Here is a 14,029-nt window from a genome sequence, read left to right as displayed (position 1 = left end):
GTCGGAATTTTTACCGCTGATTTAAGCTGATTAGCGCGGATTAACGCTGATTTGAGTCAGTCCGAGTAAGGTTGCGGTTGCTAGTAGCAATAAAATGCCGGCTGCACCTGCTAGGGGTTTTGCTGCTATTCCTGTAATCCATTCTGGTACGCTAGAAGTAGGTTTAATTGCACCTTCTGTATCTACGGTAGTTATACCCCAAATCCAAGCTGCGTGAATGCCGATCGCCAATCCTAAACTCCCATTGTCGGCGATGCGGGCTAATGTTAAAACCATCCCCATCAGCCACAATCCGGGCAGTTGCGGTAGAGTTTCTTTGGCGGCCCAAATTAGGTGGGCGAGCGCGAAAATGAAACTGGCGATCGCCGCTGCTATTAGCACTGAGTAATCTTGCTGGAGGATTGTTTGCAAGCAGCCGCGAAAGATTAACTCTTCTGTGGCGCTAATCCACACTCCTAATAACAGAGTCAGCAGACTAGCAGGGTTAAAAATTAAAGCCCAAGGATTAAATTTTTTTTCGCCTGTTTCGCTGGATATTTCCCTGGTTTGTAGCTCGATCCAGCCTGCGCTTAATTGCAGACCGAATAAAATTACTAAGCTGATTATTCCTAATCCTAATCCCCGCATTAATGATATCAAAACTGCGGGTTGCCAATCCCAACCCCAGTTAACAAAAGATGTGTTTTCGATCCAACTTGTCGCCCATAAAATGAAGGGGACAATCACGTAGAGGGAAGCTAGTAAAGGTAGTTTTTTGTTTCCCAGGGGTTGGGGTGGATGCCATTTAAGGGCGATCGCCAGCACAATCGCTGCAGGAAGCCACACAACAATCCAAGTTGAGAAAAACAAGATTATTTTGACAATTGCTGGTATTGACGGCGACAGCAGTCGCAGGTTGTTTATGCTATTCCACATTTAAGGGGTGGCGATCGGTACGCCTCTAATCAGTTAAAAACTTGACATTACTGGACAAATGGCAATAAATGTAACCATCAAAATGGTGAATGGGTGTGGCAGGGTTTTCAACGAATACTCTGCAAGCATACCTTTTCCACAGTCAAATCAAAAGCACCCGATTTCCTGACGGTAACTTTCGACACTGGGAGTTGGATGGGTGTAAGTGTCCCCACAGAGCCAGCATCAAGCCAGTGAGTGCTCAGAACCTAAATGCAGAATATAATCGAGCATAATATATAAGTGAGCTGTTTGATGACACTAGATTTACACAGATTCTTTAAAGCATCCAATCCCAGCCGGACTCTCGATATCAGCCAACCTGAAGATCGACAGTATTACATCGATTTTTCAGCAGTGCGAGGGAGCAATCTGATCAAAGAACTGGGTCGTACTATAATCTTCTCCCAAGATGAGCCAACTTGTCAGTTATTCACCGGACATATCGGTTGCGGGAAATCCACTGAATTATCGCGACTAAAAGCAGAGTTAGAACAAAAAAGTTTCCACGTAGTTTATTTTGAGTCTTCTCAAGACTTCGATATGGGAGATGTGGATATCAGCGATATCTTACTGGCGATCGCCCGTCAAGTGAGCCAGAGTTTGGAGGCCGCTCAAATCCAACTCCAACCAACCCGTTTCCAGAATTTACTCCAAGGAGCTGCCAACCTTTTAAACTCAGAAATCACCGGAATCAAAGCTAAAGTTCCTGTCGTGGGCGATATAGGCATAAATGCAGAACCAGGAAAGTTTTCCCTAGCAGTAGGAATAGGAGAAATAACCACAAAAGCCAAGGATAGTAAAGATATTCGCTCTCTGTTAAGACAACACTTGGAGCCGCGAGTCAATAATATCTTAGAAGCCATTAATCAGGAACTAATTGAACCAGCCCAAAAGCAGCTAAAGCAGCAAGGCAAAGCCGGAATGGTCGTGATTGTTGACAATCTAGACCGGATTGATAGCAAGCCAAGGTCATCAGGAAGAACTCAACCTGAGTACCTTTTTGTAGACCGAGGAGAACAACTGAACAAACTCAAGTGCCACGTTGTCTACACCGTCCCCTTAGTTCTAGCTTTCTCCAATGACAAAGAAAATTTGACTAATCGCTTTGGCTCAGATCCTCAACTGTTGCCGATGGTGCGAGTGCATGAACGAGATGGCAGTCAATGCTCAGAAGGCATTGCTTTGCTCCGAAAAATGATTCTAGCAAGAGCTTTCCCTAATGTAGATTCAGAGCAACGCATCAGCTTAATCTCAGAAGTGTTTGACGCATCAGAAACGTTAGATTACCTCTGTCAAGTCAGCGGCGGTCATGTGCGGAACTTGTTAGTGCTGCTTAATAGCTGTATGAAAAAAGACGACCCGCCTTTTTCGCGCGATTTGGTAGAGCGAGTCATTAGCCAGCGACGCAGTGAACTGAGTAAAGCAATCACGCCCCACGAATGGGAATTGCTACGGCTGGTAGCGCAACAAAAAACTGTCAGAGGTGAGGAAGAATATCAAACTTTACTGCGGAGTTTGTTTGTCTTTGAGTATCGCGATGCAGATGAAAGTTGGTTTGATATCAACCCTATTTTAGCAGATGCAAAGGAGTTGCAATTATGAATGATTCGTCACCCGAATTAATACAGATTAATCAAGAGTCTTTGAAAACCCTGATCCGGGGAATTACTTGCTTTCAAGAAGAGTTTTCCTTAATTTTAGCGGTTTGCAACTACAGAACATTGCGGGAACAAATTGTGCAACAGTTGCGGGAACAATGTCCGGTTCAGATGCGGGAATTGGTGCTAGAAAAGTCCGTTCAAACTCTCTACACCCGGATTACAGAAGAACTGGGTACAGAACAACCTAATGCACTAATGATAGTTGGTCTGGAGTCAGTGCGCGAACTAGACCCGGTTTTGACGGCGACTAATCAGATTCGAGAGGAGTTTCGCAACTTTAATTTTCCTGTAGTGGTGTGGGTGACAGACGCGATCCTGTGCAAGCTGATTCGGTTGATTCCAGATTTCCACAGTTGGGCAACCACAGTGGACTTTCAAATGACCGTGGACGAGTTGATTCAATTCATTCGGCAAACTGTTGATGAGGTGTTTGCTAAGGTTTTAAATTCTCGCGAGAACGTATTTTTAGATAATGCTGCACTAGATATTGAAAATGGTTCTCCGCGTTGTGCTGAACTCAAGTCAGCTCGTGAAGAATTGCAAAGTCGAGAGATAATGTTAGATCCCGAGTTGGAAGCTGGTTTGGAATTTATCTTGGGTCGAGTTGCGGATAATTCCGATGTTACATCTCGCCACCATTACGAGCAGAGTTTGGCTTTGTGGCAGCAAACAGGCGATTGCGCTCGTTGTGGACTTTTACTATTTTATATTGGACTTTGGTGGCGTAATTATGCAGCACGACATCGCGTGGAGTATCAGCAAGCTGCTGAGCGCGCCAGAGACTATTTTCAGCAGTCAATAGAGGCTTTTGAACAAGCCGATCGCTCCGACTTAGCGGCTAAATTTATCAATTTCTTGGCAGAGGTGCTGCATCGGCTGAAGCATTGGCGCGAACTAGAGCTCGTGGCGCAAAAAGCCTTAGTTCTCCATCAAACCCATTACGACCAATTCCGACAAGCTCGAATTCATGGCTTTCTCGCTGAAGTGGCATTGTCTAAATCCTTGTGGATTGAGGCAAAACAGGCGGCCGGGCAGGCTCTGTTTCTACTAAATGATGCTACAGAGACTATATCAAATCCATCACCGGAACAAAGTGTTTTATTGGATTCAGAACTTTCTTTTCATCAGGGTTTGTATTTGTTTTCCCTAGCGAAAGCACAACAGCAACTCGGTCAGCTATCAGAGGCGATCGCCACTTTAGAAGCTGCAAGAAGTCAAACCAAACCTCAATACGACCCAGAGCTTTACATCCAGATTTTGACAAGTTTGCGAGAAAACTATTTCCAACAAGGACAATACCTCAATGCCTTTCGGATTAAACAAGAGCGACAGGCGATCGAAAGTCAGTTTGGTTTTCGAGCTTTTATCGGTGCAGGGAGGTTGCAGCCAAAACAACAGATTGCCAACCCAGCCTTACCCTCTTCTGAATCGCAAGACGAAGTTGCCCAGGAAATCGCCTCTTCGGGACGGTTGCACAGTGTCGAACGCTTGCTGGAACGAATCGAGCGAGATGACTGCAAACTGACGATCATCCACGGGGAATCAGGGGTTGGCAAAAGTTCAATTGAACAGGCTGGACTAATCCCTGCTTTAAAACAAAAGCCGATAAATGCCCGCAGTGTTCTGCCAGTTTTACAGCAGGTTTATGCAGATTGGGCTGATGAACTGGCTAAGTGTTTGAAAAAGGAACTGGTCAGTATTCAAAAAGGATTTTCTTTAACCCTTTTTAGTGTCGAAGAAAGAGAAGATCGCGAATCTGATTTTGGGCTTAACTCTCCTACCTTGAGTTTAACAGACTCTCTGCTTGCTCAATTACGGAAAAATGCGGATCATAATCTGTTAACCATTCTGATTTTTGACCAATTTGAAGAATTTTTCTTTATTTGTAAAGACAGCGTACAAAGAAAAAAGTTTTATGATTTTTTACGCGCTTGTTTGGAGATTCCTTACGTCAAAGTAATTCTTTCCCTTCGAGAAGATTACCTGCATTATTTATTAGAGTGTACGCGCTTCACTAGATTTGATGTAATTCATGATAATATTTTGGATAAAAATATTATTTTTTACTTAGGTAACTTTAAGCCCGATGAGGCAAAGTTAGTTATTCAAAGTTTAACTGAAAGAACTCAGTTTGAGTTAGAACCTGCTTTGATTGATGAACTTGTCAAAGATTTAGCAGGACAAGTTAACGAGGTGCGTCCAGTCGAACTGCAAATTGTGGGCGCACAATTACAATCTGAGAATATTACGACTTTAGCTCAATATCGACAAAAAGGGCCCAAAGCAGCACTGGTAGCGAGATTTTTAGAAGAAGTTATTAAAGACTGCGGTTCAGAAAATAAGCAGCTTGCTGAACTTGTTTTGTGGCTGCTAACAGATGAAAATAGCACTCGTCCCCTCAGAACTCGTGATGATTTAAAAAAAGGTTTAGAAGACTTACTAACAGAGATCAGTCACTTGGAGTTAGTTCTAGAAATTTTTGTTAAGTCTGGGTTGGTATTGCTGTTACCTAGTTTTCCCGACAATCGCTATCAATTGGTTCACGATTATCTAGCTGATTTCGTGCGCCGCCAAAAGAATAATGAACTGATTGAAGAATTGGAAAAAGAAAGAGCGCAAAGAAAGCGCAGTGAAGCTGAGTTAAATCGGGTGCTGAAACGCCAATTAAAACTGGCAATGGCTGGCGGGGCTATCATGGCAGTTCTCGCAGTTCTCGCAGGTGTATTTGGAGTTGAGGCGAAAATCGGTCAAACTAATGCTGAACTCAAGCAAATTAGTGCTAATTCCGAATCTTTATTGGCTTCAGATAAAGAGTTAGAGGCGCTGGTAGAAGGTTTAAAAGCTGGAAAGAAGCTCAAACACGGATGGAGAATAGAACCGAATACTAGGAATCAAGTGGTGTCGAGATTGCAGGAGGTTGTTTATAGCGTAAAAGAGCGCAACCGATTGGAGGGTCATACCGATACTATCACAGATATTAGTTTTAGCCCTGATGGCAAATTTATTGCTTCTAGTAGTAAAGATAAAACGGTGAAACTTTGGAACCGCGACGGTAGCGAGAAAAAACCTGCTTTACAAGGAAAATATAGGAATGAATTCACTAGCGTTGCCTTTAGCCCAGATAGTCAAATCATAGCTGCTGGAAACAAGGATAATAAAATCTACTTGTGGCGTCTTAATGGCACATTAATTACAACTTTAGAAGGACATCGCGACTGGGTGACAAATATTCGATTTAGTCCTGACGGTAAGACAATTGTTTCTGCTAGCCGGGACAATAGTGTAAGACTTTGGAAAATTGATGGCACTCCAATTAAAACGCTGCCAGGGCATAATTCTACTGTTAACATCGTGCGTTTTAGCCCGGACGGTCAAAGGATTGCTTCAGCTAGTGAGGATGGTACTATCAAACTGTGGAGTTTAGAGGGCAAGCCACTTCAATCTATAAATAGTCCTGGCGTTCTTGACTTGGGATTCAGTCCAGATAGCAAAACTCTGAGTGTAGCTAGTAGGGACAATACCCTGAAAATTTGGAAAATTGATGAGCGTATTTTACTGACAACATTTAATAGAGCAGATTTTTGGAGTCCTGTTTTGGCTTATTTCAGTTCTGATGGTAAGTGGCTGGCTGCTGTTAACAAATGGAATATAGCGACTCTTTTGAAAATAGAAGGTAGTAAAATTGAAGAGTTGACAGATTTAAGCCTTCCCACTTCGACAATTGGCAGCTTCAGTCCTAACGCTAAAACTATTGCCGTAGCTAGTAATGACAATGTAGTGAAACTGGTGAGTCTTGATTCTGAGACTGTTGAGAGCCATGAAAAGCGAATGAATAAAAGCAATATTGTAGGGGTTAGCCCTGACAATTTCCCTGTGTCTATTGATGATAACCAGTTGAATTTTTGGAACAGCGAGGGAACTGTAAAAAAATCCATAGAACTTGCCGATCGCATGGAAAACGCAAGTTTCAGTTTTGACGGTAAGGTAATTGCTTTAATGGGTACTCAGGCGACGGCAAAAGTCTGGAACAGTACAGAAACATTACTGAATACCTTAGAGCTGAATTCCTCATTTCCCGATGTCAGTCCTGATGGTAAGCTCATGGTTACTGTAGAGCGAAATAATACAGTCAAGTTGTGGAGATCGGATGGCAAGCTAATTAGAAGTCTGCAAGGTCAAAAAGCACGCATTACGAAGGTAATTTTTAGTCCAGACAGTCGGCTGATTGCTACTGCCAGCCAAGACAATATAGTAAAGCTGTGGAACCAAGATGGCAAGTTCATAGGCACTTTGCAAGGCCATACAAAGAAGATTTCAGAAGTTATTTTTAGTCCAGACAGTCAGCTTATTGCTACTGTCAGTTGGGATAACACAGTGAAGCTGTGGAATCGCGACGGTTTACTGATTCAAACAATTGAAAAGTCGAGTGGCAGATTAAATCGAAGGAATCCTTCCGATAACAGTCAAGTAAGATTCAGCCCCGACAGTCAGATGTTATTTGTCCCTAGCAATTACAATGACGTGCAACTTTGGGGTCGCAATGGAAAAGTGATTCAAACCCTCAAGGGACATAATGGGCTAGTTTATAGCGCGATTTTCAGCCCCAACAGTCAAATTATTGCTACCACGAGTTTCGATCGCAATGTGAAACTTTGGAGGCGGAATGGGGCTTTGATTACCACTTTACCGGAAGACTTCTATAACGTTAATGTCAGTTTTAGCCTTGACAATCAATTGCTTGTATCAGTTGATTCTAGTAGTGTCAAACTTTGGGGTAGTGACGGTAAAAAAATCGCGCCTCTCGCAGAGAATAGCGATGATTCCCCTAAAATTAGTTTCAGTCCTGACAGCACAATTATTATATTGAGATCTGAGGATAACGTCAAACTTTACAACAGAGAAGGTGGGGTAATTAAAACTATTAAAAATGACGGCGGTGACGTTCCTAAAATTAGTGTTAGTCAAGATGGAAGACGAATTGCCTCTGTTGAAAGGAATAATGTAGTAAACCTTTGGAGTAGTAATGGTAAGCTTATTCAATCCCTGACGGGACATCACAGTAAAATTACTTTAGTCAGTTTTAGCCCGGATAGTAAGATGCTTGCCACTGCGGACAAAGATAATACCGTAAAGCTTTGGCAGAGCGACGGTACACTCGTTCTAACTCTTAAGGGACACGGGAACCGGGTTGAAAGTGTGCACTTTGGAGCGGATGGCAAGACATTTGCTGTTTCCGGTGTAGAAGATGTGGTGCAACTCTGGAACAGCGATTACAAAAAGATAGTTGCCACATTAAAAGGACACGGCGATCGCATCAATAGTGTCAGTTTTAGTCCTACCAGTCAGCTAGTTGCCTCTGCCAGCGATGATAAAACAGTGAGACTGTGGGATTTTGATGGTAATGCACTGCATATTTTAGACAAGCATACAGATAAAGTGAATCGCGTCCGTTTTAGTCCAAACGGTAAGATACTTGCATCTGCCAGTGATGACAAAACCGTAAAACTTTGGAACTTAAAAGGTGGATTGATTAAAACTCTTGAAAAACATAAAAGTCGTGTTCGGGATGTAATTTTCAATCCGAATAGTTCAAAGATCGCCTCAGCTAGCGATGACAGCACTGTTATCCTCTGGGATTATCAAAGTGGCAAGCTTGAGCATCGCCTATCAGGACACAGTGCGTCTGTTAAAAGTCTTAGTTTCAGCCCAAACGGTGAGATGCTTGCCTCGGCTGATGATAGTGGTGCAGTTAAAATTTGGAGCCGTGATGGGATAATGCTAAAAAGCTTTAAACAGGATAGTTTTGCTGGTGATAACATCAGCTTCAACTCTGATGGGCAGCAGATTTTTGCCTGGATTCGGGACAAAGAGAATTACTATTACGGTAAACCCTTGCTTTGGAGTATGAATCTCGATGATCTTTTAGGTATCGGTTGTCAGAAAGCACGGGATTATCTGAATAATAACCCGAATTTACAGAACGATCGCTCTCTTTGCGACTAGCTCTGAAATGGATAGTCAATAATTTCGGTATACTGAATTAAGTGTGTCCTGTCACGCGCGCGTGAATAAGACCCTCAAACCGTCGAAAATTCGTTGCGGGCGATTGTTAAATCTTCTTCTTTTAACAGGTGATATCATGTGCGGTTGATGCGTCCTTATATGGGGGGCGGCTCGATCGAGCTGTGGGCTTTAAAATTAAGAATACTCGTGAATCCGCCCCTATACAACTTGACCTTATACAAGAATAAATCAAGATGTTTAAGTATATAACTAATGACTACCGATCAAGCTTGCGCTGAATTTGCCTCAGAGACTGGTACATTTCGGGCAAGCGGTTGTAGACGGCTGCGGCTTTGAGAAATAGTTTGTGGGGAATTGCTGGAACGCCCGTCACGATCGCACCTGCGGGCACGTCGCTGTGAATTCCGGCTTTAGCAGTGGCGATCGCCCCATCTCCGATTTTAGCTTGATTGGCAATTCCCACTTGACCTGCCAAAATTACATTGTTGCCAATTTTTACCCCGCCAGCCATGCCAACGTGAGCGGCAAACGCGCAATTTTTCCCTACTTGACAGCCGTGACCTACCTGTACTAAATTGTCGATTTTTGTATTCTGGCCGATGCGGGTTTCTCCGACAGCGGGCCTGTCGATCGTGCTGTTGCAGCCAACCTCAACGCCCTCTTCTAATACAGTGCAGCCAGACTGCTCCATTTTCACCCATCCTGTGGCTGTCGGCACGAACCCAAAACCTTCGCTGCCGATCGCCGCACCGCTGTGAATCACGCAATTTGCCCCGATGCGAGTACGTTCGTGAATGACACAATTAGCGTGTAAAACAGTGCCTTCACCTATTTCCGCATCTGGATAAATTACGACATTTGGATGAATGCAAACGTTGCTGCCAATTTTGACTTTTGCTTGAATAACGGCGTGGGGGCCGATATAGACATTTTCACCAATTTCTGCTGAGGGGTGAACGACGGCTGAGGGATGAATTTCGGATGCTGGGCGAAACGGTTGATAGAAAATGGCGATCGTTTCAGCAAACAGCAATCGCGGATCGGCTGCGGCAATCCAAGCAATGTTGCGATCGTCACATTGAGCTTGGAGACTTTTATCTAAGGGTAAAATTAAAGCCGAAGCATTTGTAGTGGCTGTATGAGCGGCAAATTTAGCACCTTCTATATAACTGATTGTGCCCGATGCAGCTTCATCAACAGGGGCCGCGCCTGTAATTTCTGGATCGGTAGCAACCGAGGCTGTGAGGGTGCGACTGGTGGCTAAGTTAAGTTTTTGTACTATTTCGCTAAACTTCATCTATAAAAATTTGTTGTTAGCACAGATGGATCATAGTTAAAATTACCAGCTTTCGAGCACGATCTGAGCAGTTGGCATTTAAAAAACAAAAACCCCGATTTCTTGAAAAAGTCGGGGTTGTAGCGCTAGATTATTTTTGGCAATTATTTTACAGAAACTGCATCTACGTCAACGGTGCTGCCTTGGGCTTCAGAATAATGGGCACCGGTGGCTTCGGATGCTGAGGCTGTCTCTGTTTGGCGGGATTTAAAGTAGTCGATCGCCATTTGCGAAACTTCGGAAATCAGCAAGACAGCAATTGCCACATCGTCAATTTGTCCGATGACGGGGAGAAAGTCTGGGGCAATGTCGATCGGGCTTACCAAATATGCCAGCGTTCCCAGAATAATCCACCAGCGGTATTTGGGGTTGCGGAGGGTGTCGCGGTACCAGTTGTAAACAGATTGTATAGAAAAGTTCATGGGGTTGTCCTCTACTTATATTTTTAATCTTGACAAATTCTCGCTCGAAATGCTTGTGGAGATATCCCCCCTAGGGTTGGCAAGAGACTTCTACCTGGGAGTATAGGGAATTGGGGAGGGAAAAGTTGTCAAGCTGTGTTGAAAGGGCGGGGACTCTTGGCAACGCCCCTACGGAAACCTGACAGAGGAAAGCCGATAGAATTAATATGTGTTTATCTGCTGTTTTAAATAATATTCATATCTCTCACTCACGAATTTTGAAAGATCCATTTTTGGTCGCCGATCGCAATTTCGCAGCCATTTGGCAGCCAAAAAGGCTCGTTAGCCGCCAGCCTCTGCCCCCCTACAAAAGTGCCGTTGGAACTACCGCTATCGACAAGCTGATACCGCTGTTTGCCAATTTCGTCGGTGGCCCGGCGGATTTGAGCGTGGTAGCGCGAACTTTGCGGATCTTGTAATACTAAAGTGTTGGTTGGTTCGCGTCCAATTGTAAAGGGATTGGCTGTTATGGCGATCGCCTCTCCAGAAAGTTTGTAGATTAAATATGGGGTTGTTTTGCGATCGCTGCTTGCGAGTACCGTTGGTGCAAGTTGGGGAGGATTTCTCCCAGGAGGGAGGCTGTTTTGAGCAAGTTGTTGTGTTAGTTGTTGTAAATCGCGATCGAACCCCGCTGCTGTGTCTGAAGCTGGAAGACTCGCAGGAGAATTACCTGAAATTAAGTTTAACTGCTGTACGGGAGATTGAGGAACAATCGGACGGCCTGCTTCGGCAATTCTCATTTGCAGGGCGGCGGCATTTTCTGCTTCTTGTCGGGCACTCATTCCCTCAACTTGGCGAATAACTCCGTTGGTTTCGGGAAAGCTGACATCGCCAATTCGCACATCTTCTAAGTTAAAGCCTAGAGTATAAAAATCTTGGACGCGATCGAGCAAATTTTGGCGCAGCAACAGCCGTCCTTGACTGATAAGCTGTTGTAGGGGTATTTGCCCGATCGCTAATCCCATACAATCCTTAACTGCACTTGCTAAAGCACCTATAGGATCGGACAATTCCAAAGCTACTCGTTTCGGATCTATAACTTGATAAATAACAGTCAGGGTGGCATCAATTAAAAATCGATCCTTAGACAAAAAATCTCCGTGCGACTGCACCTCCAAATTGCGGAGTTTGGTGTCTACGAGGACAATTTGAGACTGTTCCAGCAGGGGAAGGGCAAAGCTGAAATGCCGCCCGGATTTCAGGGTACGCACGGCGCGGCCGTTTTTGACCAACACACCCGTGTAACCCGCCCCTATAAAGTCCATGCTAAAGCCGGCCCAGCGTTCGGGTGTGACGGTTTGAATCAGGGGAGAAGCGTTGTTCATGGGAGGGAGTTGAGGGAGATTCGATTCTATTTTTAGGGTAACAAATTGCTGGGGGTGAGCGATCGGGCTGTGTGCCGGTTCCGCAACCTCTATTCTATACTTCTAGACACCCCGTGATTCAGCTCGGACTGGATCGAGTTTGCATCTAGTTGGTGGTGAGGGCGATGGAAATACTGTCCGTAGGGTGCGTCCGATCCTTCAAACCTTTTGAAATCGAAAGAATTAATGTCTGACGCACCCTACAATTTGCTGTAACTGTGACTATTTGTGGTAAAATTAAAGAAATTAAAAATTACCAATTAATAGCCTTTACCTAAAATGTCTAAGGAATCAATCATCACAGAACATATCGAAATCACGCCTGGGGTGCTTGGTGGTAAACCGTGCATTGCCGGTCATCGAATTGCTGTAGCACACATCGCCGAAATGTATCTCAAAATGGGGATTTCTATCGAAGAAATCGCGGGCAAGTATGATTTGCCACTGGCCTCGGTTCATGCAGCAATGACCTATTATTATGATCGTAGAGAAGAAATCGATCGTCGCACGGCTGAAAGTCGAGCTATTGTGGAAAAATTAAAGCGCAACAGTCCACCATCTCGGTTACAAGAAAAATTGAGGGCAATTAGAGGTGAGTGAGCAAATTCGTTTTCATTTAGACGAACATATTGACTCTAACATTATGCGCGGTTTGCGTCGTTACGGGATAGATGTGACGACAACAGTTGATGCGGGGTTTCGTACTAAAAGCGATGAGTCACACCTGGCATTTATTCGCGAACAGCAGCGCGTGATAGTAACTCACGATGACGATTTTTTAATTATGGCAAGCGATACCACAGATTATCCGGGGATTGTCTATTGTCCTCCTAATTCTCGTTCTGTGGGCGAGATTATCCGTAGTTTGATTTTAATTTATGAAGTCTATGCACCTGAAGAAATGATCGGAAGGATTGAATATATTTGACATGATTGTAAGGCGATCGCAATGCAGGGAAAATCAGGGCAATCGCACTTTAAGATTGAGGAGGGGAGAGGGGCGATCGCATCTCGATTTGCTCACTGCTTGTTAACCCCAGCCTAGCTCGTACTTCTACTGCTGAAAAGGTTTTTGTTTGTTGTCCGCGCTCGTTGAGAAATGCCATCAACTCTTAATTCTAGCGAGTTAGTTCAATTTCTTGATCAAAGTTATTAATTTCAGTGCGCTTCGCTTTAGTTTTCATTAACTTCTATGCCTTCCAAATTGTCAACTATTTTAGCAATCAGTGGACGATAAATGGTGTTATCTAAGTGTCCCTTGTACCACTCCTTATAATCTCCACTATTATATAAATGTTCTTCAATCAGTCGAGCCTCTTCCAGTAGTATCCACAAGTTATGAGTAGCTCGATTACAAAAACCTTCCATACCACCTATTTTCAGTCCATTTAATTGATACTGACGACAAGCTGGACAGAGACATTCCTCTAGTTTTTTTTCTTCTTCTTGACTGACTGGACGACCCCTCCAGTTACCTAAAGGAGCCACAATTCGCTCTCCGGTTCCAGGCAATTGTATCATCCCCCGTGCCGCCCGACTGCGCCAACCGCTTGAGTCTACTGAGTTAATCTTCAATAAAGCGGCTAAATGTATAGTTGCTGTGCCACCAATGCCAAAAACATGAAGTTTTGTATTTTTAAATTCTTCGCGTATATGTTGAATGCTAGATAGAATTTTCTGATAAGGTATTGCTTTAGGAGCGCGTAGTAAATTTGGTACAATGCCACCCAAAGCAATATAGGGTTTTGCTAAGAATTCCTTATGTGCTTTGATTTCATTTACATAGTCTTCAAGCAATTCGCTAATGTGAATAACAGGAATGTATGATGGATGGTCTTTATAAGCCAGATTCATTTCCATTGTGCGCTTAAAACATTGTTTCTGCTCCTTAAATGTCATTTTGGGAGTAGGAATAAAGTCTTGAGGAATTGGATACCAGTCTGGTTTAGCTTTTTCTACAAACTCTTCATACTCTTTTCTTGGCGTTTCACCATCACGTTTTATAAAGTAAAAAGCACCGTTATCAAGATAAATTTGAACCTGAGTAGGAATACCCAGAGATTCGTGCAGTCCCTTTTCCATTGCCTCACGCCTGCGTTTAGGCATTTTGTGAAAATCGGCGTAGGAAATCATTACCGCGTGTAGTTGGGGAAGGTAATACTCTGAGGTTCTATCCCATACACGCGGTTTGATTCCTTTTAAACTAATGCCGGCGACGATTTCCAA

9 protein-coding genes are annotated in these 14,029 nt (G+C 43.8%); 4 read left to right on the top strand and 5 right to left on the bottom strand.

What is annotated here, in order from left to right:
* Positions 1-30: 30 nt before the first annotated feature.
* A complete protein-coding gene (locus QUA10_RS00245) occupies positions 31-915 on the bottom strand; it encodes a CPBP family intramembrane glutamic endopeptidase (protein ID WP_333080587.1) in 885 nt (294 codons plus the stop codon).
* A 294-nt stretch (positions 916-1,209) separates the two neighbouring features.
* On the opposite strand from QUA10_RS00245, the gene QUA10_RS00240 reads away from it, so the two are divergent.
* Together QUA10_RS00240 and QUA10_RS00235 are read left to right on the top strand one after the other, a co-directional pair.
* Positions 1,210-2,559 (top strand): P-loop NTPase fold protein, encoded by a 1,350-nt coding sequence (locus QUA10_RS00240; protein WP_333080585.1) that lies wholly within the window; start codon positions 1,210-1,212, stop codon positions 2,557-2,559.
* On the top strand, positions 2,556-8,621 hold the full coding sequence (locus tag QUA10_RS00235; protein WP_333080584.1) for a WD40 domain-containing protein: 6,066 nt from the start codon (positions 2,556-2,558) through the stop codon (positions 8,619-8,621). Before QUA10_RS00240 ends, QUA10_RS00235 begins: the two co-directional genes overlap by 4 nt.
* A gap of 277 nt (positions 8,622-8,898) precedes the next feature.
* On the opposite strand, the gene lpxD is transcribed toward QUA10_RS00235, so the two are convergent.
* The 3 genes from lpxD to QUA10_RS00220 form a co-directional block, all read right to left on the bottom strand.
* Positions 8,899-9,939 carry a UDP-3-O-(3-hydroxymyristoyl)glucosamine N-acyltransferase gene (gene lpxD, locus QUA10_RS00230; protein WP_333080582.1) on the bottom strand — a complete coding sequence of 347 codons (1,041 nt, stop codon included), beginning with the start codon at positions 9,937-9,939 and terminating at the stop codon, positions 8,899-8,901.
* Positions 9,940-10,082: 143 nt separating this feature from the next.
* A complete protein-coding gene (locus QUA10_RS00225; protein WP_333063952.1) occupies positions 10,083-10,400 on the bottom strand; it encodes a YkvA family protein in 318 nt (105 codons plus the stop codon).
* 248 nt (positions 10,401-10,648) lie between these two features.
* The gene (locus QUA10_RS00220) at positions 10,649-11,764 is read right to left on the bottom strand and encodes an SPFH domain-containing protein (RefSeq protein ID WP_333080581.1); all 1,116 of its coding nucleotides are present in this window, start codon (positions 11,762-11,764) and stop codon (positions 10,649-10,651) included.
* Positions 11,765-12,082: 318 nt separating this feature from the next.
* On the opposite strand from QUA10_RS00220, the gene QUA10_RS00215 reads away from it, so the two are divergent.
* Positions 12,083-12,403: a DUF433 domain-containing protein gene (locus tag QUA10_RS00215; protein ID WP_333080579.1), complete on the top strand. Its 321-nt coding sequence runs from the start codon at positions 12,083-12,085 to the stop codon at positions 12,401-12,403.
* Positions 12,396-12,731 (top strand): DUF5615 family PIN-like protein, encoded by a 336-nt coding sequence (locus QUA10_RS00210; RefSeq protein ID WP_333080577.1) that lies wholly within the window; start codon positions 12,396-12,398, stop codon positions 12,729-12,731. The genes QUA10_RS00215 and QUA10_RS00210 overlap by 8 nt, the downstream gene beginning before the upstream one ends.
* Positions 12,732-12,976: 245 nt before the next feature.
* On the opposite strand, the gene QUA10_RS00205 is transcribed toward QUA10_RS00210, so the two are convergent.
* Positions 12,977-14,029, bottom strand: a complete 1,053-nt coding sequence (locus tag QUA10_RS00205) for a hypothetical protein (RefSeq protein WP_333080576.1) — start codon at positions 14,027-14,029, stop codon at positions 12,977-12,979.

Source organism: Microcoleus sp. Pol8_D6, from assembly GCF_036700965.1.
In the GTDB taxonomy this organism is placed as follows: domain Bacteria; phylum Cyanobacteriota; class Cyanobacteriia; order Cyanobacteriales; family Microcoleaceae; genus Microcoleus.
The sequence above is the reverse complement of the archived record's forward strand: the minus strand, read 5'-3'. Positions and strand labels throughout refer to the sequence as shown.